At 32.9% G+C, this 25,003-nt stretch carries 25 protein-coding genes; 14 read left to right on the top strand and 11 right to left on the bottom strand.

Features of this window, described 5'->3' with window-relative positions; genetic code table 11:
* The first annotated feature begins 139 nt into the window (after window positions 1-139).
* The 3 genes from ACQ0RB_RS09635 to ACQ0RB_RS09625 all read left to right on the top strand — a co-directional run bounded on the left by ACQ0RB_RS09635 (window position 140) and on the right by ACQ0RB_RS09625 (window position 2,473).
* Window positions 140-1,072: a peptidylprolyl isomerase gene (locus ACQ0RB_RS09635; protein ID WP_129761244.1), complete on the top strand. Its 933-nt coding sequence runs from the start codon at window positions 140-142 to the stop codon at window positions 1,070-1,072.
* Window positions 1,073-1,185: 113 nt separating this feature from the next.
* Window positions 1,186-1,902 carry a tetratricopeptide repeat protein gene (locus tag ACQ0RB_RS09630; RefSeq protein ID WP_430498108.1) on the top strand — a complete coding sequence of 239 codons (717 nt, stop codon included), beginning with the start codon at window positions 1,186-1,188 and terminating at the stop codon, window positions 1,900-1,902.
* A gap of 142 nt (window positions 1,903-2,044) precedes the next feature.
* Complete coding sequence (locus ACQ0RB_RS09625; RefSeq protein WP_430498107.1) at window positions 2,045-2,473, top strand: hypothetical protein; 429 nt, start codon at window positions 2,045-2,047, stop codon at window positions 2,471-2,473.
* 48 nt (window positions 2,474-2,521) lie between these two features.
* Here the strand turns inward: ACQ0RB_RS09625 and ACQ0RB_RS09620 are convergent, their stop codons facing one another.
* Window positions 2,522-4,318, bottom strand: coding sequence for a serine hydrolase (locus ACQ0RB_RS09620; protein WP_430498105.1), 1,797 nt, complete (start codon window positions 4,316-4,318; stop codon window positions 2,522-2,524).
* A 193-nt stretch (window positions 4,319-4,511) separates the two neighbouring features.
* Between ACQ0RB_RS09620 and ACQ0RB_RS09615 the strand changes: the two genes are divergently transcribed.
* From ACQ0RB_RS09615 to ACQ0RB_RS09595, 5 genes are all read left to right on the top strand, one after another.
* Window positions 4,512-6,662 carry a TonB-dependent receptor gene (locus ACQ0RB_RS09615; protein WP_430498104.1) on the top strand — a complete coding sequence of 717 codons (2,151 nt, stop codon included), beginning with the start codon at window positions 4,512-4,514 and terminating at the stop codon, window positions 6,660-6,662.
* A 316-nt stretch (window positions 6,663-6,978) separates the two neighbouring features.
* Window positions 6,979-7,602 carry a tetratricopeptide repeat protein gene (locus ACQ0RB_RS09610; RefSeq protein ID WP_129761249.1) on the top strand — a complete coding sequence of 208 codons (624 nt, stop codon included), beginning with the start codon at window positions 6,979-6,981 and terminating at the stop codon, window positions 7,600-7,602.
* Between the two features lie 27 nt (window positions 7,603-7,629).
* A complete protein-coding gene (locus tag ACQ0RB_RS09605; protein ID WP_430498103.1) occupies window positions 7,630-8,976 on the top strand; it encodes a 2TM domain-containing protein in 1,347 nt (448 codons plus the stop codon).
* Window positions 8,967-9,320, top strand: a complete 354-nt coding sequence (locus ACQ0RB_RS09600; protein WP_238155816.1) for a 2TM domain-containing protein — start codon at window positions 8,967-8,969, stop codon at window positions 9,318-9,320. Before ACQ0RB_RS09605 ends, ACQ0RB_RS09600 begins: the two co-directional genes overlap by 10 nt.
* Window positions 9,317-10,072: a LytR/AlgR family response regulator transcription factor gene (locus ACQ0RB_RS09595; protein ID WP_262733086.1), complete on the top strand. Its 756-nt coding sequence runs from the start codon at window positions 9,317-9,319 to the stop codon at window positions 10,070-10,072. The genes ACQ0RB_RS09600 and ACQ0RB_RS09595 overlap by 4 nt, the downstream gene beginning before the upstream one ends.
* A 27-nt stretch (window positions 10,073-10,099) precedes the next feature.
* On the opposite strand, the gene ACQ0RB_RS09590 is transcribed toward ACQ0RB_RS09595, so the two are convergent.
* From ACQ0RB_RS09590 to ACQ0RB_RS09575, 4 genes are all read right to left on the bottom strand, one after another.
* A complete protein-coding gene (locus ACQ0RB_RS09590) occupies window positions 10,100-10,915 on the bottom strand; it encodes a hypothetical protein (RefSeq protein ID WP_430498101.1) in 816 nt (271 codons plus the stop codon).
* Window positions 10,912-11,313, bottom strand: coding sequence for a hypothetical protein (locus ACQ0RB_RS09585; protein WP_430498099.1), 402 nt, complete (start codon window positions 11,311-11,313; stop codon window positions 10,912-10,914). The genes ACQ0RB_RS09590 and ACQ0RB_RS09585 overlap by 4 nt, the downstream gene beginning before the upstream one ends.
* A 126-nt stretch (window positions 11,314-11,439) precedes the next feature.
* The gene (locus ACQ0RB_RS09580; protein WP_430498098.1) at window positions 11,440-12,009 is read right to left on the bottom strand and encodes a hypothetical protein; all 570 of its coding nucleotides are present in this window, start codon (window positions 12,007-12,009) and stop codon (window positions 11,440-11,442) included.
* Between the two features lie 38 nt (window positions 12,010-12,047).
* Window positions 12,048-13,223, bottom strand: coding sequence for an LETM1-related biofilm-associated protein (locus tag ACQ0RB_RS09575; protein ID WP_335976660.1), 1,176 nt, complete (start codon window positions 13,221-13,223; stop codon window positions 12,048-12,050).
* 146 nt (window positions 13,224-13,369) lie between these two features.
* Here ACQ0RB_RS09575 and ACQ0RB_RS09570 point away from each other — a divergent pair, with 146 nt between their 5' ends.
* From ACQ0RB_RS09570 to ACQ0RB_RS09555, 4 genes are all read left to right on the top strand, one after another.
* Window positions 13,370-14,020, top strand: coding sequence for a DUF4331 family protein (locus ACQ0RB_RS09570; protein WP_430498097.1), 651 nt, complete (start codon window positions 13,370-13,372; stop codon window positions 14,018-14,020).
* A 20-nt stretch (window positions 14,021-14,040) separates the two neighbouring features.
* Window positions 14,041-14,601, top strand: a complete 561-nt coding sequence (locus ACQ0RB_RS09565) for a DUF4331 domain-containing protein (protein WP_262733080.1) — start codon at window positions 14,041-14,043, stop codon at window positions 14,599-14,601.
* Window positions 14,602-14,682: 81 nt separating this feature from the next.
* Window positions 14,683-15,972, top strand: coding sequence for a cell surface protein (locus tag ACQ0RB_RS09560; protein ID WP_430498095.1), 1,290 nt, complete (start codon window positions 14,683-14,685; stop codon window positions 15,970-15,972).
* Window positions 15,973-15,984: 12 nt separating this feature from the next.
* On the top strand, window positions 15,985-18,219 hold the full coding sequence (locus ACQ0RB_RS09555; RefSeq protein ID WP_430498094.1) for a TonB-dependent receptor: 2,235 nt from the start codon (window positions 15,985-15,987) through the stop codon (window positions 18,217-18,219).
* Window positions 18,220-18,458: 239 nt separating this feature from the next.
* Here the strand turns inward: ACQ0RB_RS09555 and ACQ0RB_RS09550 are convergent, their stop codons facing one another.
* The 3 genes from ACQ0RB_RS09550 to ACQ0RB_RS09540 all read right to left on the bottom strand — a co-directional run bounded on the left by ACQ0RB_RS09550 (window position 18,459) and on the right by ACQ0RB_RS09540 (window position 20,514).
* On the bottom strand, window positions 18,459-19,268 hold the full coding sequence (locus tag ACQ0RB_RS09550) for an anti-sigma factor (RefSeq protein ID WP_430498092.1): 810 nt from the start codon (window positions 19,266-19,268) through the stop codon (window positions 18,459-18,461).
* Entirely contained in the window at window positions 19,269-19,799 is a 531-nt protein-coding gene (locus tag ACQ0RB_RS09545) for an RNA polymerase sigma factor (protein WP_129761258.1), read from the bottom strand.
* Window positions 19,800-19,893: 94 nt separating this feature from the next.
* The gene (locus tag ACQ0RB_RS09540) at window positions 19,894-20,514 is read right to left on the bottom strand and encodes a superoxide dismutase family protein (RefSeq protein WP_430498091.1); all 621 of its coding nucleotides are present in this window, start codon (window positions 20,512-20,514) and stop codon (window positions 19,894-19,896) included.
* Window positions 20,515-20,655: 141 nt separating this feature from the next.
* Between ACQ0RB_RS09540 and hemN the strand changes: the two genes are divergently transcribed.
* Together hemN and ACQ0RB_RS09530 are read left to right on the top strand one after the other, a co-directional pair.
* Window positions 20,656-22,023 (top strand): oxygen-independent coproporphyrinogen III oxidase, encoded by a 1,368-nt coding sequence (gene hemN, locus ACQ0RB_RS09535; RefSeq protein ID WP_430498090.1) that lies wholly within the window; start codon window positions 20,656-20,658, stop codon window positions 22,021-22,023.
* An 89-nt stretch (window positions 22,024-22,112) separates the two neighbouring features.
* On the top strand, window positions 22,113-22,943 hold the full coding sequence (locus tag ACQ0RB_RS09530) for a universal stress protein (RefSeq protein ID WP_430498088.1): 831 nt from the start codon (window positions 22,113-22,115) through the stop codon (window positions 22,941-22,943).
* A 23-nt stretch (window positions 22,944-22,966) separates the two neighbouring features.
* Here the strand turns inward: ACQ0RB_RS09530 and ACQ0RB_RS09525 are convergent, their stop codons facing one another.
* The 3 genes from ACQ0RB_RS09525 to ACQ0RB_RS09515 all read right to left on the bottom strand — a co-directional run bounded on the left by ACQ0RB_RS09525 (window position 22,967) and on the right by ACQ0RB_RS09515 (window position 24,999).
* Window positions 22,967-23,779, bottom strand: coding sequence for a universal stress protein (locus ACQ0RB_RS09525; protein ID WP_430498087.1), 813 nt, complete (start codon window positions 23,777-23,779; stop codon window positions 22,967-22,969).
* Between the two features lie 71 nt (window positions 23,780-23,850).
* Entirely contained in the window at window positions 23,851-24,552 is a 702-nt protein-coding gene (locus tag ACQ0RB_RS09520; RefSeq protein WP_129761263.1) for a sulfite exporter TauE/SafE family protein, read from the bottom strand.
* Window positions 24,553-24,999 carry a FixH family protein gene (locus ACQ0RB_RS09515; protein WP_262733072.1) on the bottom strand — a complete coding sequence of 149 codons (447 nt, stop codon included), beginning with the start codon at window positions 24,997-24,999 and terminating at the stop codon, window positions 24,553-24,555.
* Window positions 25,000-25,003: the final 4 nt, after the last annotated feature.

Here is a 25,003-nt window from a genome sequence, read left to right as displayed (position 1 = left end):
TTTTAGTTACTAGTTTTTTGTCTGTAGCAATTAATTCTTTGTTTTAGAATAGATTAACATTTGCTTTAATCTTCTCACTTCTTGCTTCGTACTTCGCACATACTTTTTTATCTTTGCACCTCATTTAAAATAAAATAGCATGCAAGACGGTTTATACGCAAAATTTAATACCTCAAAAGGCGAGATAGTAGTCGCATTAGAATATCAAAAAACACCAGGAACAGTTGGTAATTTTGTAGCATTAGCTGAAGGAAACTTAGAAAACTCAGTAAAACCACAAGGTACACCTTATTATAACGGATTAAAATTTCATAGAGTGATTCCAGATTTTATGATTCAAGGTGGTTGCCCACAAGGTACAGGTTCAGGAAATCCTGGATACCAGTTTGACGACGAGTTTCACCCAGATTTAAAGCACGATGGACCAGGAGTATTGTCTATGGCAAACGCAGGACCAGGAACAAACGGAAGTCAGTTTTTTATCACTCATGTTGAAACACCTTGGTTAGATAACAACCACACTGTGTTTGGTAAAGTGGTAGAAGGACAAGATGTAGTAGATGCTATTGCACAAGGTGACGAAATTAATACTTTAGAGATTGTAAGAGTTGGCGCTGACGCTGAAAACTTTAATGCTGTTGAAGCGTTTAGAACATTTGAAGGTGCAAGAGAAAAACGTTTAGCTGCTGAACGCGAAGCTGCAAAAGCTGAGCTAGATAAATTAGCTGCTGGTTTTGATGAAACTAAAAGCGGTTTAAGATATCAAATCATTCAAAAAGGAAACGGAAAAGCTGCTGAAGCTGGTAAAATGGTATCAGTACATTATAAAGGTCAGTTAGCCGATGGTACTGTGTTTGATTCTTCATACAAGCGTAACCAACCGTTAGATTTTCAAGTAGGAGTAGGTCAAGTTATTCCTGGTTGGGATGAAGGTATTTGCTTATTAAACGTTGGTGATAAAGCACGTTTAGTAATACCTAGCGATCTTGGTTATGGTAGTAGAGGAGCAGGTGGAGTTATACCTCCAAACGCTACTTTAGTGTTTGATGTAGAATTGATGGATGTAAAGTAGATTGCCACTTTTTATAGTAAACACGTAACAATACAATAAAAAAATCGTCTCATTTATAAATGAGACTTTTTTTTTGCTCTGGTCTCAACTAATAACCAATCCAACCAACTATTATGAAACGTAATACACTATTTCTTTTACTTACAGTAATTCTTCTAAGTGCGTGTTCTAAAAGCGTCAAATTTTCTCCAGAATTTAAAGCGCAAACTACAGGACGTTATTTGTATCATGATAATGATGTTATTGACGTCTTCTATAAAGATAATACCATATATTTTAATTGGCGTGAAGGTGTTATAGAGCCTGTCGTAATGGATAGCAATGAGTTTTTTGTAAGTGATTTGTATGCTAAGTTGAGGTTTGTAAAACACCCAGAAACCGAAGTGTTTTACCTATCTGAAATTTCAAAGGACAATGAAGATTTAATTACTTATGATTTTATAAAAGTTGCAGATGACTACAAAACTCCACGCATGCACTTAAAAGATAAAGAGTACAAGCAAGCGGTTGAAGGTTTTCTTGCAATAAAGAAAAAAGATTCCACTAAAGATGTGGTTAACGAAGGTGAAATTAACCAACTTGGTTATCGCTTAATTAACGATAAAAAATACGACGATGCTATAGAAGTTTTAAAAATGAATGTGGCTATGTTTCCTGAAAGCTCAAATGTGTATGATAGTTTAGGTGAAGCATATTTAAGTGCAGGTGATAGTGCGCAAGCCTATAAAAACTACAAAATTGCGTTTGAAATGAATCCTCGCAACACGAGAGCACAAAACATTGCCGAAACACTTATTAAGTATCAAGATTCTTTAAAAACTAAGGACTAAAACTGCTTTTTATCAAGGTTTTGTAAGCTTTGTTTTGGTTTTATCTATTTCAAATACAATAGATTAACTTGTTTTTGATTCATTACATCGAAAAACTAATATATGCTTTTTATAGTATTCGTTTTATTACTAATTTCAATCTATGATAAGTGTAAAACATACGCCTTTATACGAACAAGTATTGAAAGAATTCAATTATGAATTTGGAGATGTTTTTGTGTTTAAAGGGTATTTGATTTCTGAAATTTCTGAAGGTATTAATTTCACTTGGGAAGATCATGGTAAACGAATTGTAGAAGACGTTTCAAAATTCATTGGAGGGAATGGTGCAGATATTGTATATCTATCTCACCGAATACATTCTTATTCTGTAAAACCTAATGGTTGGGTGAAATTCTTTAAAGGAAATTATGCGCTAAAAGGTTATGGAGTAGTTGGCTATTCTAGTAAAAGCTTTCTTAATACCTTAATTGAAAGCTTATTCTTCACACAAAAAATAAGACGTTTTAACGATTTAGATGCTGCAGTACAATGGGCTACTCATGATATATTGACTAACGCAGACTCATAAAAAAAAGCACTTTGGTAAAAGTGCTTTTAATACTCTATAATTAAGAAGTTACTTTCGTTTTGCCACAAAGGTTCCGTTAGGTTGTATTGCTTTCAGTTCAATTATTTTACCATCTTCAGCTTCAACAAATTCTACTTTAAAACCTTCAAGGGTTTTAAAAGAGAACTTATGTTTATCAGTAGCCATGAGTTCATATTCTGGTTGACCAGGAACAAAAAGATACAGTGTTTCTTCTTTAACATACACCTTTAAAGTGGTGCCTGCTAATTCATATTCACCAGAATATTGCTCAAGCGTTTTTAAGTCTATGTCAATAGTACTTGGAGTACGTTTAAATTCAATAGCATTAACCATTGGATCTAACTTTAGTTTTGCTCCTGAAATGTCTCCAGCATCATTAGTTTGAAAGTTTATCTTAAGCGCTTTACCATACTGCGTGGTGTCAACTTTATTGTCAGTAACATCAACCATTTCAAAAACATCATAATGAAAATGGTTAAAATAAATTTTTTCTCCATTAGCTTCAGAAAATAACGAGTCGTTTTCTACATAAATTTTAAAATCGCCATAACCTTTGTTGGAGTAAGTTCCTGTATAGTCAAGAGTAATATGCGAAGGTTTTGTATTTTTTACGTTTGAAATTGAAGACTCTTCTTTTGCTTCGGCTTGTGCTTGTTTGCTTTTTTCAAGATTTTCTTTATGGCGTTCTGCCCAATCAGTTTGTTCTGCACCAATCATTCTGTCAGCAATTGTATTTCTAACTAACGATGGAACCGCTGAACCATTTTGGTTGGCAAGTACTACAATTCCAATTTTATCGGTAGGGAAAAACGCTACGTTAGCCGAAAACCCATCAATATTACCACCATGCTCCACCCTATAATGTCCTTTATAAGACTGCAAGAACCAGCCGTAACCATAGTTGTTTAAATAAATATCAGGAAAATCTTTATCAGGAATATTACTACTAATAACCATTTGAGACCCTATAGCTTCTGTGATATAGCTTTCAGGTATAATCTCTTTATCATTAAATTTTCCATTGTTTATCCATGTAATCAACCATTTGGTCATATCATACACACTGCTGTTTATAGCTCCTGCAGGAGACATACCAGCAATGTCATAGTATTTCATTTTACTTATGGTGTTGTCGTCTTTTAACAAATAGCCATAAGCAGCATTTGAGGCTGATTTCATTTCAGAAATAGATGCATTGGAACGATTCATACCAAGAGGTTCAAAAAACAACTCTTTAATATTGTCTTCCCAAGTTTTACCTGTAATTTTTTCAGCAATTACACCTTGAGCTAAAAAGCCAAAATTATTGTAATACCATTGTTGCCTTATACCTGTAAAAGGTTCTTGATATTTTACTCTTGCCAATAAGCTGTCTTTGTCATGCGTTGGGAAAAAATACCATGAACCATCGTGCCTTGGAAGACCTGTGCTGTGTCTCATAAGATCTTTAATAATGATATTGTTGTTCATGTCATTATTATAAAACTCTAATTCAGGTATATGAAGTCTAGGATTATCATCAAAAGAGAGTTTTTCGTCAGCTCTTAAAACTCCTAAAATAGCAGAAGTAAATGCTTTTGACGACGACCCAATTGCAAAAAGGGTGTTGATATCTACAGGTGTTTTGTTTTCGTAGTCTCTGTATCCAAATCCTTTGGCATAAACTACTTTATCGCCTTCAACAACGGCAACTGCAAAACCAGGTGCATTAGTAACTTCGAGTATTTTATTGAGTTCCTTTTCTATGCCTCTAAGCCGTTTGTCTTGGGCATTAAAGGTTATTGAAAACAAGATACTGAACAGGAATAAAACTGACTTTTTCATTGTGTTGGTTTTTAGATAAGTAATAGCTACTTCATTAGTAGTAAATGTAGGCTTTTAGTTACTCATTTTCTCAATTTTTTACAATTCGTCATAAAAAACATACAATTCGGTGACATTGAATTTCAGTATTAATAGGTCTGTTGCAGTTTTGTGGCATCAATCAAAAAACGAACAGTTTAAATCAACTATTACAATGAAACAATTTATTACGTATTTAGTATTGCTTTTTACAACACTTACTATAGCTCAAACAACAGTTAGTGGTAAGGTAACCAATACTTCTGGTGAGCCAGTTTTTGGAGCAAATGTGTATCTAGATGGCACTTACGATGGTGCTACTACTGATGAACAAGGTAATTTTAGCTTTACTACAGAAGAAACAGGGCAACAAACTTTAATAGTGTCCTTTTTATCTTATGAAACAAAATCAATTACCAATGAGGTAACAACATTTACTGATGTTCAAATTAAGTTAAGAGAAGACGTTAGTGTATTGGATGCAGTTGTTATTTCAGCAGGAACTTTTGAAGCTAATGATAACAGTAAAGTTTCGGTACTTAAACCTTTAGATGTGGTAACTACTGCAAGTGCTTTAGGTGACTTTGTTGGTGCTTTACAAACATTACCAGGAACATCAACAGTTGCTGAAGATGGTAGACTTTTTGTAAGAGGTGGTGATGCTGCAGAAACTCAAATTTTTATTGATGGTATTAGAGTGTTTACGCCTTATAGTCCAACACCTAACAATATGCCAACTAGAGGTCGATACTCTCCATTTTTATTTGACGGAATTACATTTTCTACAGGTGGATATTCAGCAGAATACGGACAAGCGCTTTCTAGTGTGTTGCTGTTGAACACTATTGACGAACCAGACCAAGAAAAAACAGATATTAGTATAATGACTGTTGGTGGAGGATTGGGTCACACCGAAAAATGGAACAATTCCTCATTGAGTGTTAATGCGTCTTATATAAATTTAGCACCTTATATTGCTTTGTTTCCAGATAGAAACGATTGGGAAAAGCCGTATAGAGGTGCTCAAGGAGAAGCTGTTTTTAGACAAAAATTCGACTCAGGTTTATTAAAGTTTTATGCTGCTTTTGATACTTCTAATTTAGAATTGAATCAAGAAGATATCAATTATGAAGAGGGAATTGATTTTAAATTAAAAAACAACAATTTCTATACAAACGCTAGTTACAGTGGTGTGTTAAACAATAACTGGTCTATAAAATCGGGTTTAAGTTATACAGTTGCCAATACTGATGTTGGTATTATTGATAGCGATATTGATAACAAAGAACATTCTGCTCATTTTAAATTAAAACTTAAAAAGCGATTCAGTAGTCGTTTTAAACTAAGTTTTGGTGCAGAACAATTTTTAACCGATTTTAATGAAACGTATACTGACGAGAGCATTAGTGCTAGCTATGGCTTTAATAACAATATCTCTGCAGTTTTTGCTGAAACTGATATTGTATTTAGTAAAAAACTAGCGTTAAAAGCTGGTTTACGAGGTGATTATTACAACACTACTAAGCGTTTTGATGTTGCACCTAGAGCATCTTTAGCTTACAAGACTTCAAAAAATGGTCAGGTATCATTAGCTTATGGTAACTTTTTTCAAACTGTTTCAGGAGATTATTTAAAGTTTGACAACGACCTTAAAACACAAAACACACAGCATTATATTTTAAACTATCAACATGTAAGTGATGGTAGATTGTTTAGAGCAGAAGCCTATAGAAAAGCGTATGACAACTTGGTGTTGTTTGATACTGATATGGCAAGTTTTGATAGCGACTATACAAATGAAGGCTCTGGATATGCTCAAGGATTAGATGTTTTTTGGAGAGATAATAAGAGTTTAAAAAATATAGATTACTGGTTAAGTTATTCTTATTTAGATACCGAAAGACAATACCTTAATTACCCTGAAAGAGCGCAACCAAGTTTTGCAAATACACATAATTTTTCAGCAGTAGTAAAGTATTGGGTAGATGATTGGAAAAGTCAACTTGGGTTAAGTTACAGCTACGCTTCAGGACGACCATATACTAACCCAAACAGAAACGGTTTTTTAAATGAAACCACAAAAAGCTATAACAGTTTAAGTTTTAACTGGGCCTATTTACTAAGCCAACAAAAGATACTTTACTTTTCAGTGAATAACGTCTTAGGGTTTAATAATATTAATGGGTATCAATATTCTAATACGGCAAATGCTAACGGTAATTTTAACAGACAAGCCATTTTACCAGCAGCAGATCAATTCTTCTTTGTTGGATTTTTCTGGACTATTAGCGACGATGGAAAGGATAATCAGTTAGATAATTTATAAAAATCACAATAGATTACAATGAATAGTAATTGCCTATAATAAATTTTCGTTGTCAGGTCGAGCATTGCTTGAAAAGAAAATACATTTTATTTGAAAGCACCTTGCAAAGCAAATAGAGACCTTATTAAACAACTTATTGAGTTTTATTGACCTCTCGACTGTGCTCGAGGTGACGTAAGTAATGATAAATTACAAACAATAAAAATCACAATTCAGTAACCAAAATTTACAGTTCGGTACTATAGATTTTCAAACGGTTACCATACTTAAGATATTTGAATCAAATTAAAAACACAAACACTAAATCAATACAAAAATGAAACATTTAATTATCATCGCAACACTAATGGTTTCAGGAATTATACATTCGCAAACCAATTTTGAAAAAGGAATGCAAAAAGCATTTAGCCTTTGGGAAGCCAACAAATGGGACGAAGCCGAAAACATGTTTGAACGCATTGCAAACGCTGAGTCAGACCAATGGTTACCACATTATTACATTGCTCAAATGAATAGCTTAAAAAGCTGGAGCGAAAAAGACGCTAACGTTCTTAAAGCGCAGCTAGATAAAGCTCAGGAACACTTAAATACTGCTATGTCAATTAGTAAAGACAATCCTGAATTATTGGTAATGCAAGCACATGTATTAACAAACTGGGTTGCTTTTGATGGGATGACCTACGGAATGAAATACTCAGGAAAAATTAGCGAATTGTACAGTAAAGCCTTAAAAATTGCACCAGATAACCCAAGAGTAGTATCAGGAAAAGCCGAATGGGATATGGGAAGTGCTAAATATTTTGGACAGGATACAGCACCATTTTGTAAAGATCTAGAAAGAGCATTAGAACTTTTTGCTAACTTTAAACCAGAATCACCATTTCACCCTAATTGGGGAAAAGAGCGAGTAGAACAAACAGTTGCTGCTTGTAAAGAATAATTATAATAAACAAAAAACTAAAGTATCATGATCAAATCCTTCAAAAATGCAGCGCTTACTTTCTTTATTGGCTGTGCAGTTTTTATAGTAGGTAACTTATTTTATGATGGGTTTGATTTTGATAATTTCAACGACTTTTTGATAAGCTTTTGCTTCTATCAAATGTATAGTTTCTTGCTTGGGTATTCTAACTACTACTATTTTGCGTTCCTTGAAAAATTCAACTGGACCAAAAAGCAACGTTTTCAAAGAATACTTATAGGTCTTGTTGGTTCGGTTGCTATTACCATGTTAGGCTTGTTTATTATGAATGCTTTTCAATACATCGTTTATCGTGGTGTGTCATGGGAAGATTTTATAGCCTTACAAAGCTGGAACCAATATAGTTTTGGATTGTGGATTACAATGACCATTGTTGTTATTTTTCATCTAGTCTATTTCTATAATCGTTATCAACAGAATAAAGTAAAGGAGCAAAAAGTAATTGCAGGAACAGCAACAGCAAGGTTTGATGCGTTAAAAAATCAATTAGACCCACATTTTTTGTTCAACAGTTTAAATGTGTTAACCAGTTTAATTGAAGAAAACCCAGACAGTGCACAACGGTTTACAACATCACTTTCAAAAGTATATAGATATGTACTTGAGCAAAAAAATAAAGACTTAGTAACCGTTGACGAAGAATTGGATTTTGCTCGAACCTATATGCTGCTATTAAAGATGAGGTTTGAAGATAGCTTAACGTTTGATATTCCTGAAAAGGCATCAAACCCTGAAAGTAAAGTGGTACCATTATCGTTACAGTTACTGTTAGAAAATGCTGTAAAGCATAATATGGTAACATCTACCAAGCCTCTGCATATTAAAATATATGAAGATGAAAATGAAAACCTGGTTGTTGAAAATAATCTGCAACCTAAACAAATAGTAAAAAAGAGTAGTGGAGTAGGTCTCGAAAACATTAAACAACGTTATCAGCTCCTTACTACTAAAAAAGTATACATCAATCAACAAGCAAACCGTTTTGCAGTTGCAATACCAATGCTTACAAAACAAATATCAATCATGAGAAAGTCTGAATTACCATCGCAATTTGACGACAGTTACATACGTGCAAGAAAGCATGTAGATAACCTAAAAGAGTTTTACTACGGTTTAATTTCGTACTGCTTAGTCATTCCTTTTTTAATTTTCATCAATTACAAGACGTATTGGGGATTTCAATGGTTTTGGTTTCCAATGTTAGGTTGGGGAATGGGAATAGGTTTCCATGCTTACAAAGTATTTGTTAACGATGGCGTTTTAGGTAGAACCTGGGAAAAGCGTAAGATTGAGCAATTTATGAAAGAAGAAGAACAGAAAAAATGGAACTAAAAGCTATGGAACAGTTTAATTACAATCCCGAGAATAATCAACTCGAAGATAAAATACGTCATGAAGAAGCGTATTTAAGAGCTAAGAAAAAAGTAGAAAAAATAGTAGGCTTCTACTGGCATTTGGCATCATACATTATTATAAATATTGTTGTTATTTTTATTATAGTGTATAGTGGTGGCAGTTTAAAAAGCTTTGCTACCTATTCAACAGCCTTTTTTTGGGGAATAGGACTGCTTTTTCACGGATTAGGCGTTTTTGGACCAGACTTTTTATTTGGAAAGCAATGGGAAGCCAAAAAAATAAAAGAATTTATGGATAAAGATAAACAAGATTGGCAATGAGAATTATCATTATTGAAGACGAAAAACCATCAGCACGTAGGTTACACAGAATGATTGAAAGGTTAGACCTTACTGTAGAAACCATGTTACACTCGGTTGAAGAAGCCTTGGATTGGTTTCAAAATAACCAACATCCTGATTTAATTTTTTTAGACATACAATTAAGCGATGGTTTATCGTTTGAAATTTTTGAACACATTGATATAAAGTCTGCTGTCATCTTTACCACTGCCTACGATGAGTATGCGTTACAAGCCTTTAAATTAAATAGTATTGACTATTTATTAAAGCCTATTGACGAAGACGATCTTGCTAAAGCAGTAAGTAAATACAAAGAGCGTTTGCCACAGCAACAAGCCGTAACGTTAGATTTTAACGATATTAAAAAACTGTTGGTAAACCCAATAGAGCGAGAGTATAAAAAACGATTTTCGGTAAAAGTTGGTCAACACCTTAAGCTTATTAATATTGATGAGATTGAATGTTTTTACAGCGAAAACAAAGGCACTTATGCCTATACTGTCGAAGGTAGAAACTACTTGTTAGATTTAACTTTAGAACAGTTGGAAGACGAACTAGAACCGCAAACCTTTTTTAGAATAAGCCGAAAGTTCTTTGTCAACATTAATGCTATAAAAGACATGATTAGCTATACCAACTCCAGACTTCAGGTAAAGTTAAACAACTATAACGAACAAGAGGTCATTGTGGCTAGAGAGCGTGTTAAAGATTTTAAATTGTGGTTGGAGTAGTTGGTTGAGACTGAAATTAATAGATTGTTAGCTACTAGTTTCTGTTATTTTAGTTGCTTGGTCAGTTATACTTTTTGTTTGCAATTCAATGCTGAATACTTCCAACTCCGTTTTTAAATCCATTTCCATTTCTAGATAGAATTTGGTGAAGAATTCTTTTTCTATATCATATTCTAATTGTCCTTTTCCAGTTCCGTCTAATTCCATTTCGTAATCTTTAGTTGTTGATTTTATAGTGTAAACTTGGTCAAGGTCAAAATATCCAATTCCGTTTTCTACTTTTCTTAAAGTGTAAATTGAATTAATTTCTATTTCAATTGTAACATCTGCAATTGGGATTGACATTGGACTTTTTTGCTCAAAACTTTCTCCAACTTTAATTTTTCTGTTAGGATATTTGATTTGATTCATCATCGATTCCATTGCAGGAAGTAATGTTCTCTTTTTTTCTTCAGTCATTGTTGAAGAAGAAATAGAGTCAATTTTTGTTTTTCCGTCAACTGATTTTCCGAAAAATTTAGTTCCGCTTTTTAAAGATGGATTATTGGATTCTAACAATTCTATATCAATTGGAAATTCATTTCCTTTCAGACTTCCTGTTTTAGAAACACTTTTTAGAAGACTTGTATCTTTCGTTATTGTCGGATTTTCAACTCCATTATTTTTTAAGTTTTGAAGTATTTTATCTGATGCAATATATTTTACATTGTTTTCAGAAATCTGTTTTTGAGTCAACGTGTAATTGTAATTTGGTAAGTAACCAACTTTAAAATCAATTTCTTCTTGACTTTTACAAGAAACAATTGAGGTTGTCAATAAAATAAGTAGGATTGCTTTTTTCATCCGATATTATGAATTCGACCTTTCAGTTTATTCCGATTAAATGAACTCACTCTTGTTTGGTCTTGCTTTTTTATAATTCCGTATGCAATAACTGGGACTAGTAAAAATCCACCAACAATATAAATCACATAATGACTTCGACTACCAGAAAATATTGGATTCACAAAAAAGAACAATAATGGTGTTCCGATTAAAAAAATCAGTCCTGCTCCAATTTGAGCAATTTTTGATTCTTTTGTGTATAATTCGTCAACGTGAAATTCTGTTTTTATTCCGCAATTTTTACAATTCAGAGTTTTATTTTCTCCGTTTTGCATTGCAAATTCAACTCTAGTATTGGCACTTGTTGAGTATCTAATTTCAGTTTTACACTTTTTGCATTTTCCGTAAACTTTCATTTGTTTTCTAGGTCGGGTTTTTAATTTTATATAAGGATCTCTGCTATGTATAGTTGCGTGAAAACCTACGAGGGTTTTCCTTTCGGAAAATCAGAAGCAATAAACTATACACGTTGTTGTAGCAAGTTATTTTATTCGGTTTTTTATTTCGTTTAATAATTTATTCTGTTCAAGATTTTTTTTAAATTCTGCTTCTTGGTCAAATACGTTGTCTTTTCCAAAAAACAGTTGACTTTCGTGATAGTAAAACAGCGCCCAATTCAGACTTCCGTCAAATATTGTTAGGTCAGTGTCCCAAAACATTCCTTCCCAATATTTGATTACCATTTTCCAAGTCAGCATTATTGATTGCCCAGAATTGTCTGAATCCACAAAAACATACTTGTCAAATGGAATTCCGAGGTTATAGAGCCACTTTTTTATTTCCGAATCACAGTCAATAGTGACAAGAAACTTCTTTTCGGTTTTGAAATATCCTTTCGTAAATGGACTCCATTCAGTTCCAGTTGAGTAGCCCAACATCTTAGAATAATTCAGATATTCTTTTACAATTTTAGTTCCTTTTTTGTTCAGAAAATGGATTTGGTCTTTATGTTCTTCAGAGATTTTTTCGGCTTCTTCTGGCGACCAAAGAAAAGACCAACTTTTTGGAAAGTCAGTTTTAAATTCCGTTATATTTTCTTCTAAAATGTTCATTTCTCTAATGTGAACAACTACATAACAACAACATGTATTTAATCCTCTTCAATTCGGTTGTCATCAAAAGCCGATGGTAACAATTTAGGAATAAATTTTATAAAAATAGGTAGTAAAAGCATTCCACCAGGTAACATAAAAATGGCTAAGCTAGGTATGGATTTAAAAATATCTAGTAATTGGTCTTGTACTTTTTTTTGTTCGTCGTCACTAAGTGGTCTTGTGGTTGACTTGGTAAGCAATATCATGAGCTCTTTACTTTCTTTAAGCTCTTTGAGTAAGCGTTTGCTATTGCGTTTTATGAGTTTTCGTACCATTTTACTGGAGTTGTCATAAAAACTCTGAACCATGTTTTTAGAGTTCAGTAATGCAATTTTATCTTTATTGGTTTCGTAAAACACATTAATATGCTCAATGGAAGCCTCAATAATATCTTGTTTTACATCAAGGTCTTTACCAAGTTTTTGTAAAAACTGTTTCTCTTCAAGATCAATGGTTTTATCACTCCAAAACGCCATACACACAATATCAGTAATGTAGTATTTGCTGAGGCGTCCGTTTATAAAAGTGATCACTTCGTTATAGCTATGCGTTCTATTGTCCTGGTATCTCAATGATGCTTCAATGAGTTTAATAAGGCTTTTGTCGTATTTGGTTTTTTCCGATTTGTTTTCAAAAACCTCAATAATAATGGTTTCAATAGCTGCTTCAAGATTTTTTAAGTAGGTCTCAGAAACTACATCTGTTCTAAGGTACTTTTGATACGCAATAACATCAACAAAAAGCAGTGCATTGGTGATAAAGTAATTAAAGTTTTTTGTGAGGATATTGTCATCAATATGCACACGTTTATTCACCATAGCTTCCAAAAGTTCGGAAGATTTTTTTTCACCTAAAAGCTCTTCAAAAAAAGAGGATTTGTAAACATCAATAGTGTTGTAAAAGTTAATAACACTTTCAATAAAATCTGCTTTGTCACCTTCCTTGTTGTGAATGTAATAAAAAGAGGCTAAAAGGTTTACTTTGGTCAACTCTTCATGAAGAAACTCTCTGTTTTCAATGCAATTATCTACAATAGAAATATTACTTCCGTAGATAAATCCACTTTGCTTTAAGGCTACATAAAAGTCATCCAACTTTAGTTGACAAAAAGAGGTGTTGGCACTGAGCTCCTTGAGTAATTTTTTTATCCAGCCATTGGCAGAAGGATTCATGGGCTTAAGATTATAGAGTAAAGATAGTTTTAAATTTTAAAAGCGCTATAATTTTTTTGTTAACAAAAATTTAACAAAACCGCACTTTAGATTTTTCCGTAGGTAGAGCAGAGACAAAACAATTAATTAACAAAAATCTCATTATTATGAAAAAATCAAAAATCTTTTTAGGGATCGCAATTGTTGCAGTTGCAGGTTTCATTGCCATTGCAGCAGACCACATTGATGCGCCAGCAGTTCAAGGTGGTACGAACGATATTACTGACTTTTATGCTTTTCAGGGAGAAGACACAAACAACCTGGTATTTGTAGCAAATACACAAGGTCTTTTGAGTCCTTCAGCCACTGGAAGTGCTTCGTTTGATGAAAACACACTCATAGAGTTTAATATTGACACTACAGGTGATAATGTTGAAGACTTGGTAATTCAAGCTACTGCAAGAGATGGAAAAATGTACTTTTTTGGACCAGCAGCACCTAGCTCAACAGGATTAAGCAGTTCTATTTTAACAGCTTCCCAACAAGGAGTTGTAGACATTACAAGCTATGGTTCTCCTGCTACTATTTCAACAAATGGAGGAATGCGCTTTTTTGCAGGACCACGAGACGACCCTTTCTTTATGGACTTTGCTCAGTATAGCGCAATTGTTGGCGGAACAGCTACAGCGTTTAACAATCCAGGTGACGACACATTTGCTGGAACCAATGTAATGTCTGTTGTTGTTGAAGTTCCAAAATCAATGATTGGAGGAACAGGAACAATAAGTACTTGGGTTGAAACTAAAAGAAAACAATAAACTTTAAACACATTAATATTATGAAACTAAATACTATAAAACTTTATGCTATTGCAGCACTTATAGCCTTAACAGCATATAACTGTAATAATGACGATGATAGTAATACCGAACCAATTGGACCTGATTTTTCGGGTACATATATACAAGAAGACCAAATGGGTAGACCAGCTGTAAACACAGTGTTTGTGTCTTCATCTAGTAAAGACGATTTTAATACTACAATACCTTCAAATCAAGGAGCAGCGTTTCAAACTATGTTTCAAACTAACTTGGAAGCCTTAAGTCCTGCTTATGCAAATCCTGGAGATACTAATGCACTAGGCTTAGACTCTGCAACATTTACAGGTCTTTTAGCTACTGATGTGTTGAATGTATCATTAGATGGAACAACTACATTTTATGATGGTACCAATGTACTTACTGGTAGAGCACTAGCTGATGATGTTATTACAGTAGAACTGCTATTGATTTTTGGAGGAGAAGATTTTTCTGAAAACCCAACTTTAAGCAATGATAACGTTGACGCAAATGATAAGGAATTCCTTACCTCATTTCCATACTTGGCTTCGCCATGGTAATACAATTTTAAATAACCTTGAAATATTTAGTTAGTCGTATTTCAAGGTTATTTAACAACTAACAAAAAACTCTCAATACTCATGAACTCTCTATATAAAATAGTGTTGTGCAGTGCAATTATTGTATCTAGTTGCACAACACCACCAAAAAAAATTACTGATACTAATGATTATAATATTTACCTTGAATTAGCCCAGAATAAGGCGTTGCAAGCTGCTAAGAACGATAATGAATTTTGGAAACAAAAGTTAGAAACTACACCTAATCAGTTTCCATATTTAGGAAAACTTGCAACGTCATATTCTAATTTATTTGAAGTTACAGGCAAAATTTCATACCTAAAACAAGCTGAAAACTACTTGGTACAAGCCAATAAGGCAACCGAGCAAAAAGATGCAGGTTACTTAAGAGCATTAGCTTCAAACTATATTTCTCAACACAGATTTAAAGAAGCTTTACAACAGCTTACTAAGGCTGAGTTAATAGGAGAAAACCTTGAGGCAACTCAAAAAATGCTTTTTGATGCACATTTAGAATTGGGTAACTATAAGTTAGCACAAGGCTATCTGGAGATGTTTAAAGATTTTAGTGATTTTGATTATCTCATTCGTTTATCAAAATGGAGCGATCATAAAGGAAATCTGGATGCTGCCATTAAATACATGGAAAAAGCAAAATCTATTGCTGAATCTTCTAATCTTGACGGAATTAAACAATGGTCTTACACCAATCTTGCCGATTTTTATGGTCATGCAGGAAAAATCGAAGCTTCGTATACTCATTATTTAAAAGCATTAGAATTAAATCCAAATGACGCTTATGCTAAAAAAGGAATTGCTTGGATTGTTTATTCTCATGAGAATAATCCTGATGAAGCTTTACGAATTTTAAACACTGTTACTACCACTTTTTTTGCTCCAGATTATTACCTACTTAAAGCTGAAATTGCCGAATATAAACAAGACATAGCTTTAAAAAACGAGCAGCTAAAACTGTATAAAGAAGCTGTAAAAGATACTTCGTATGGTGATATGTATAACAAATTCAATGTGTTGTTGTATGCCTGTGAAAAAGAAAATAGGGATGAAGCTATAATGATTGCTAAAACTGAAGTAGATAACAGACCAACACCACAATCTTATGATTTGTTGGCTTGGGCTGAATTTAAAAACGGAAATCTAAATGGAGCCTTAAATATTGTTGAAAACCATATAGCTGATAAAACTTTTGAACCTGAAACACTATACCATATAGCTGAAATTTACAAGGCTTTTGGTAAGTATGAAAAAGTGAAACCTTTAAAAGAAGAACTCTTAGGAAGTCTGTATGAACTGGGACCAACCATGAAAGAAAAGATAGAGCAACTTTAATCACTCAACATTATGAAAATTAAACATACAATATTGGTATTACTAATGTTAATGGTGAGTTCTACCGCTTTTTCACAGTATTTAAAAGGTAAGGTTTTAAACACTTTTAGTCAACCTTTGGAATCTGCTTATGTATTTAACGTTACTACAAAAAGTCATGCACATTCATCTGAAAATGGTCTGTTCACTATTGATAATACAAGTGTAGGAGACAGTCTAAAGATAGGATTGTTGGGTTATGAAACAAAGTTTGTTGTTGTAAGCTCTTCAAGTTTTGAAGCAACACTACTTATTACGCTTCAGGAAAAGGCGTTTCAATTAGATGAAATGATAATTACTGAAGAATTAAATACAGCAAGTACTATAACTAGGTTGGATATGAATACCAATCCGTTGAATTCATCGCAAGAAGCACTGCGTAAAGTACCTGGGTTAATTATTGGACAGCATGCTGGAGGAGGAAAAGCAGAACAAATTTTTCTTAGAGGTTTTGATATAGATCATGGTACTGATGTATCAATAAATATAGATGGTATGCCAGTAAACATGGTGTCTCATGCGCATGGACAAGGTTATAGTGATTTACATTTTCTAATCCCTGAAACGGTTAATAAAATAGATTTTGGTAAAGGTCCTTATTATGGCGATAAAGGCGATTTTACTACAGCAGGTTTTGTAGATTTTTCTACAAAAGATTATCTAAAAGAAAGTGCGATAACATTTTCAATGGGAGATTTTAATACCTTAAGAACTCTTGGGATGTTTAATCTTCTAGAAAAGTCAAAACATCAAAATGCATATATAGCTACTGAATATTTAGCAACCGATGGACCTTTTGAATCGCCTCAAAATTTTAATCGAATTAATGTATTTGGAAAGTATGTTACTTTTTCATCAGATAATTCAAAATTGTCATTAACTGCTTCTCACTTTACAAGCAGATGGGATGCTTCTGGTCAAATTCCGCAACGTGAAGTTGATAATGGAAATATTACACGTTTTGGAGCTATTGATGACACTGAAGGAGGAGAAACCCAACGCACAAATTTTAACGTTGAATTCAATAAGTATATTACAGATAACACACGCTTAAAAACTAATGCGTTTTATTCGCATTATGCTTTTGAATTGTATTCTAACTTCACATTTTTCTTAGAAGATCCAGTTAATGGAGATCAAATTAAACAGCAAGAGGATAGACATATTTTTGGTGCTAATGCAAGTGTTGTTAAAGAAACTAGTTTAGGGTCAACTCCTGTAACTATTAGTTCTGGTTTAGGTCTTAGACATGATATTGTAAATGATATTGAACTGTCGCATACACTTAACAGAAAAACCACTTTAGAGCAAATACAATTGGGTGATTTAAATCAAACAAATGTAGATGCTTTTGTAAATGCAGAATTTGAGTTTGGAAAGCTTAAAGTAGCTCCTGCATTGCGCTTAGACTATTTTAAGTTTTTATACAACGATAAGTTACAAGCTAATTACACTACGCAGTCTGAAACTAAAACAATTTTAAGTCCGAAACTTAATTTTTATTACGATGCAGCTAGTAACCTTCAACTGTTTTTAAAATCAGGAATTGGTTTTCACTCTAATGATACAAGAGTTGTTGTAAGTAATCAAGGAGAAGATGTTTTACCAAGAGCTTATGGATTGGATTTTGGTAAAGTATGGAAGCCATTTCCAAAACTAGTGCTTAATTCGGCATTGTGGTATTTGTTTTTAGAACAAGAGTTTGTGTATGTAGGAGATGCTGGAATTGTAGAACCTAGCGGAAAAACTGAACGTTATGGACTTGATTTAGGCTTAAGGTATCAATTTAATGATTGGTTGTTTTTTGATACTGATGCAACAATTACTCATGCAAGAAGTACAGAAGATCCTGATGGACAAAACTATATTCCGTTAGCTCCTGATTTTACATTGGCTGGAGGATTATCGGTTAATGATTTGAATGGATTTTCTGGAGGAATTAGGTATAGATATATTGATGATAGACCAGCAAATGAAGACAATAGTATTGTAGCTGAAGGCTATTTTGTAACCGATTTTAATGCTAACTATAGTTTTGATAATATCACTTTAGGGTTTGTAATAGAAAACCTTTTTGATACCGAATGGAATGAAACACAGTTTGCTACAGAGTCTCGTTTGCAAAACGAAGCACAGTCTGTTGAAGAAATACATTTTACACCTGGAACACCTTTTTTTATTAAAGGAACTATTGCATATAGGTTTTAAATAGAAGATTCAATTTGACTATTAATTTGAGGGAAATAATGGTTGACAACAACTAGCAAAAAATAAATTGATATAGGTTGAATTAGTGGTAAACCATACTAGTTATGGTTGTTTTTAGAGTTTTTTTGTTAGTGGAAAGTGTCTGTTTATCTTGTGTAAGCAGGCATTTTCTTTTTTTTAAATTAAAAAAGCATTAAACTATTGTTTAATGCTTTTTGCTATTTTCTAAAAGAGATTTTTTAAGGGGTAGATGGCGTAACAACACCAAGTGTATAAAGTTGTTCCATTGTTGGTGATTCGCTTCCGCCTTCAGGTTCTAATGTGATACCAAACGCTTGACTTTCATACGTGTTGGCTATAGCAAATATCTTGTTGTTATCAGTATTAAAATCATCAATAGTACCTAAACTTGTTGGTGTTAATGGGTTTAAGGTTAACGACCATACTTGCCAAACTTTGCCTTCAGGTGCATTAGGTAATCCTTGAGCATCTAAGTAAATGCTGTTGTCTGCTTTATTCCAGTATACTTTAGCATAAGCATTTTCAAACTCACCTTGTCCACCAAGTGGTACAGCAATGATGTCTTTATCACGTAGTACGTTTAAAAGGTTTTTTGTTGCTGCAAGATCGTTTTTAGCAGCTTCAATCTGCTCTTCTAAAAAGGCATTTTCAATATCAGCTGTAGTAATATCAGCTTCTAATTGCTTGTTTTGGTTTAGTGTCCACAGTAAACCAGCTCCTACAATAAGAGCAGCTGCCCAACCAGTGTAAGTAAACCAATTATATTTAGGTTTAGTTATTGAAACAACCTTTACCTCGTTATCACCAAGTTTTAGTTTTTCTTTAATTATGTTAAAAATATGAGAGCTAGATTTTGGCGATACAGCACTTGTAAGCTTTATAACAGAAGCTTCAATTTCTAATACTTCCTGTAAAATTTCAGGATGCTTTAGCATAAGTTCATACACTTCTTTACTTTCTTTTTCAGAAAGTGATCCTGCAACGTAAAGTTCCAAAATTCCAGATTCTATGTATGCTTTAATATCCATTTACTTTATTAACATTTCTCTTAATTCCTTAATGCAATTTCTGTTTCTTGTTTTTATGGTACCTATAGGCATTTCAAGTGTTTCAGAAGCTTCTTTTTGAGTGTAACCTTTAAAATAAAGTAGCTCAATAACTTTAATACACTTTTTGGCAAGTTTCTTTACATATTTTGAAATACCAATGGCATCAGTTTTGTCATTAAGGTTTTCATTGTTTTCCAAGATATCTACGAAAAATTCCGCATCAAGGTTTTTCTTTGAGTTTTTAAATGCTTTTGACCTTGTTTTATCTATGGCTGCGTTTCTTGCAATGTTTAAAATCCAAGTAAAAAAGCGACCTTTTTCAGGTGAGTAGCTGCTAGAATTATGCCATACTTTTATAAAAACATCTTGCATAATTTCTTCAGCTATATCGTTGTCTCTAACAATGTTGTAGATAACTCCATGCATGCTTTCGCTATACATATTGTATAACGATTCAAATGCTTTTTCGTCTTTTTGTTGAAACTGAGATATAAGAGTTTCTAGTTGCATTGTTTGGTTTTAAGAATACCGAAAATAGTGAATTTAAACCAAAGAAAAAAGCTACACGAGGTAGCTTTAAGTCTTTATTGGGTATTTAATTTTGTTATTCAATAATTCCTCCACAGCTTACTCTACTGCCTGCAGCTCCAGATGGTTGAGAGGTAAAGTCATCTGTTCCTTGGTGAACAATAACAGCTTTTCCTAAAATGTCTTTAGTGTCATCGCCACAGCCAATACACCATTGGTCAGTACTAAAAGTAACGGTTCCTTTTCCGTTTGCGTTAGCACTAAAGTTTCCAATGTCTCCTTTGTGGTATCCTTTGTCGTCTCCCCATTTTCCATGAGGTTGAGCAGTTGGGTTCCAGTGACCACCTGTTGAGGTTCCATCTGATGATGAACAATCGGCTTTTTCATGAAGGTGAATAGCGTGAGAACCTTCAGTTAAACCATCAAAAACAGCAATCATAGTAACAACACCTTTTTCTTCTTTAAAAAGAGCATTACCAGTAACATTACTTTCGCTTTTAGCTTCAAGTTTTACAGTTACTTTTTTTACTACATCAGTTGGAACGTAAGGCTCTGAGGTTGTCTTTTTTGTTTCGGTAGTTGTAGGAGTTTCGGTTTCAACATTGTCTGTTGCTGTTTCAGTTTCTTTTTTATCGCTTTTACAAGAAATATTGAAACTTAATACTAATGCAACTATAATAAGAAGTGTTTTTTTCATTTTGTATTTAGGTTTTTTTTAAATGAATAGTGAAGGTAAGCATTATTTCAAATAAATTAAAACAATAGTTAACTTTTATATGATAAATGTCATAGTGTAACTGTTGTTGTGCGTCTACCTTTGAAGTATAAAATTACACAAATGAATCATAACGAATTAATACGCAAGTACAACATACCAGGACCAAGATATACAAGCTATCCAACTGTACCATTTTGGGATATGGATACATTTTCTCTTAAGCAATGGAAAGCCTCAACACAGCAATCGTTTGTTGAGAGTAATAACAGCGAAGGGATTAGTCTTTATATTCATTTGCCTTTTTGTGAAAGTTTATGTACATTTTGTGGTTGCAATAAACGAATCACCAAACGTCATGAAGTAGAATCTCCTTATATAACTGCACTTTTAAAAGAATGGAAATTGTACTGCAATTTGTTTGAGAGTAAACCCGTAATTAAAGAATTGCATTTAGGTGGAGGCACACCAACTTTTTTTTCGTCTCAAAACTTAAAGCGGTTAATTGAAGGAATTACCCGAAAAGCAGTTTTGGCAGACCATTATGAGTTTAGTTTTGAAGGACATCCAAACAATACTACAAGAGAGCATTTACAAACACTTTTTAACCTAGGATTTAAACGAGTGAGTTTTGGAGTTCAGGATTATAATGAAACAGTTCAAAAAGCAATACATAGAATTCAGCCATTCGAAAATGTAAAATATGTGACTGAAACCGCAAGAGAAATAGGATATACAAGCGTAGGACACGATATTATTTTTGGGCTTCCGTTTCAAACAGTTGAGCATATTAAAGAAACCATTGAAAAAACAAAACAGCTAATGCCAGATCGAATAGCATTTTATAGCTATGCGCATACGCCATGGATAAAAGGTAATGGTCAAAGAGGCTTTAAAGATACCGATTTGCCAAAAGCCGAAGACAAGCGATTGCAATATGAAATAGGTAAAGATATGCTTAATGTGGCAGGATATTCTGAAATAGGAATGGATCACTTTGCATTACCAACAGACACCTTATATGAAGCTATGACAACACAAAAACTACATAGAAATTTTATGGGTTATACAGCTTCAAAAACTCAAATGATGATAGGATTAGGTGTGTCGTCAATTAGCGACAGTTGGTATGGTTTTGCTCAAAATGTAAAAGGTATTGAAGAGTATTATCATTTAATTGAAGAAGGAATTATTCCTGTATTTAAAGGACATATATTAAATGAAGAAGATTTAGTTATTAGACAACATATTCTTAATTTAATGTGTCACTATAAAACCTCATGGAAATGTGAGTCGTTAAAGCTTAATGATTTAGAATTAATTAAAGCTAAATTATCTGAAATGATAAAAGATGAGTTACTAGTACTAGAAAATGAAGGTTTAAAGGTTACTAAAAAGGGAAAGCCTTTTGTGCGCAATATTTGTATGGCATTTGATGTGTTGTTGCAACGAAAACAACCTGAAAAACAATTGTTTTCTATGACAATTTAATAATCTTAAAAACTTGTGAGACACATAAAAAAGTTGTAAATTAATACTTACAAAAAACACAAAATTTAACCTTTAAAAACACCCTAAAAATGAAAAAAATAATAGTTCCAATAGACTTTTCTGAACACTCTGAATATGCTTTAGAAGCTGCTTCTGTAATGGCAAGACAAAATCATGGAGAGGTTTTGGCGTTGCATATGTTGGAGCTTTCTGATGCAGTTTTAACCAAAGGAAGTCTAGAGCAAGGAGAAGAAGCTGTTTTTTATTTAAAACTAGCTGAAAAACGATTTGAAGAATTTTTAGATAAAGACTATCTAAAAGGTGTAACTGTAACTCCAATTGTTAAACACTTTAAGGTGTTTAGTGAAGTGAGTCAAGTAGCACAAGACCATAGTGCAGATTTAATAGTAATGGGATCGCATGGTACTAGTGGCTTATCCGAAATATTTGTAGGTTCAAATACAGAGAAAGTGGTAAGACATTCTGAAATTCCTGTTTTGGTTTTAAAAAACAAGTTAGAATCTTCTGCTTTTAAAAATGTATTGTTTGCAACAGATTTCTCTAAAGAATCTATAGATGTTTATAAAACAGCAATTAATAAATTTGAAGGTATGGGAGCAAAAGTGCACTTGGTTTATGTAAATACTCCTGGTAAGTTTTTGAATTCTACCGAGATGAGGCAAAAAGTATCAGGGTTTTTAACAGCTGCAGCAGGCAATACAGATGCAATGTCGCAAACAACTTTTGTGTCAGATTATACAGTTGAATCTGGTATTTTAAATCATGCTAATGCTATTAATGCCGATTTAATTGCTGTAGCAACACATGGTAGAAAAGGGATTACACATTTCTTTGAAGGCAGTATTTCTGAAGATATTGCAAACCACGCAATACTGCCAGTAATGACATTTAAAATATAATATACTTATATATTACTTTGGTATTAATTATGAACAATCAGTAAGGGCAAGTTTAAGCTCTTACTGATTTTTGTTGTTGAAGACTCAGAAATTAAACGCTTTAAGAAGCTTTCTTTTTCAATTATTAGTCCAACTAAATCAATTTCATTTAACTGCTGGTATGTCATTACAGCATCAGGTAGAGCAACATTTTTAATAATGTTATAAGTGTAGTTTACTACTTTTTCTTCAAGATGAAGTTTATCACTTTCGGCTAAAGTATCATCATTGTCAATTCTTAGCACATGAATATTTGTGTGTTTTAAATCTATAAACTTTAGTAATCTGTCAAACTCGCTAGTATTTAACTTATCAGACTCATCTAATGGAATTAAAACATTTTTAATATTTTGATAGTGAAATTCCTCAGGAACAATTAAAGTAGGGTGTTCAATATTTCTGATAATTTTAAGCGTATTAGAACCAAAAACAGTTTCCATTAAGCTTGTAGCTCCATCATAACCAGCAACTATTAAATCAATAGTATTCAATTCGATAGATTGAGATATGGCACTCAACAAAGCGTCATAATCTATAATGGTTGAAAATTGATGCTGCTTGTATTCATCTGTAAGTTTAGATTTATAATGTTCTAACTCTTGTTTTTCGTCTTTTATAATAGCATCATAAACAGTATCGCTGCTGCTAGTCATTAAATCGTCCATTATAAAGTTTCCAGACTTATACACATACATTAAGAAAAAGTGACAAGGACTGGAGTTAAAGTGAGACAACGCATAGCTAATAGCATTATTTGCACTTTTAGAAAAATCGGTAAGAAGAAGAATGTTTTTCATAGTATACTACCTCGTTTAACAAAGATACAGTTTTATAGTTCAATGTGTTTGTTATGAGGGTTTTAATTGTTTTAGTGGCAGTTAATGTTCCCTGAAACCATTTCCACAACAGGAGTAGGAGATATGTAAGGAATTCCTAATCCTAAACCTCTTAAAATAAATAACACACCAATAATAACTACAAAAACAGGAATCGCTTTTTGTATTCGTTGTTTAATAGTTGTGTTTAAAAATTTTCCTAAATAAATAGCACTTGTCATTAAAGGAACAGTCCCTAAACCAAAAAGAGCCATATACATAGCACCTTGTGTAATGGTGCTACTTACTAAACTCCCAAAAACAGCCATATAAACTAATCCGCAAGGTAAAAACCCATTTAAAAATCCAATAGTTAAAAAAGTGTCTGCAGTTTTCTTTTTTAAGGCACTACCTAGTTCACTTTTTACTTTTGAAATTATTTTGTGTAACGGTTTTGATAAGTTGTATTTGCTAAACGTTTTGTAGGGTAATAAAACCACAACAATCATTAATACACCAATGCATATTGAAAGTTGTTGCTGTAAACCAAAGATGTAAAGGTTTTTACCAATAAGCCCAAAAATTAGCCCTATTGTACTGTATGCTAACAGTCTTCCAATGTGGTAGGTTGTAATTTGGCTTATTTTTTTTACGGAATTACTCCTGTCAACAGGTAACATAAAGGCAATAGGACCACACATACCAACACAGTGAAAGCTACCTAATAGACCTAATATGAATGCAGACCAAAGCATTTAGTAAACAATTTCTTTTTTAAAACGATAAGGAATTTCGTTATATTCCCAATCAATAGTAATGTTCCAACGACCACCTAACAAACGGTTGTCAGGTACGAGCAAATTGTGGTTTGATAAAGAAATTGGTGTTTCAAAATCAAATTGCTTGTTAGATGGTCTATATAGGAACACTTTTCCGGTTATTTTTGATGCATCAAGATCTTCCGGAAAGCTTATTAATAAACCTGTATTAGTTTTTTTGCAGGTAATATTATGTTTTAGCTGAGCTGCATTTTTTTCTTTGTTTATATTTTTCTGAAGTTCTAATTCTTGTTTATAATAATCTTCAGTAACTAAATCATGATCGTACTTATCATTTGTACTCATGGTAACAACAAAGTACATGATAAAACCAATGAAGCCAATAAATGCAAGTACAATTCCAGTTCCCCAATTAAATTTCATAACA

Source organism: Gaetbulibacter sp. PBL-D1, from assembly GCF_050509525.1.
Taxonomy (GTDB): Bacteria; Bacteroidota; Bacteroidia; order Flavobacteriales; family Flavobacteriaceae; genus Gaetbulibacter_B; species Gaetbulibacter_B jejuensis.
This window is presented reverse-complemented; position numbering and strand designations above follow the sequence as displayed.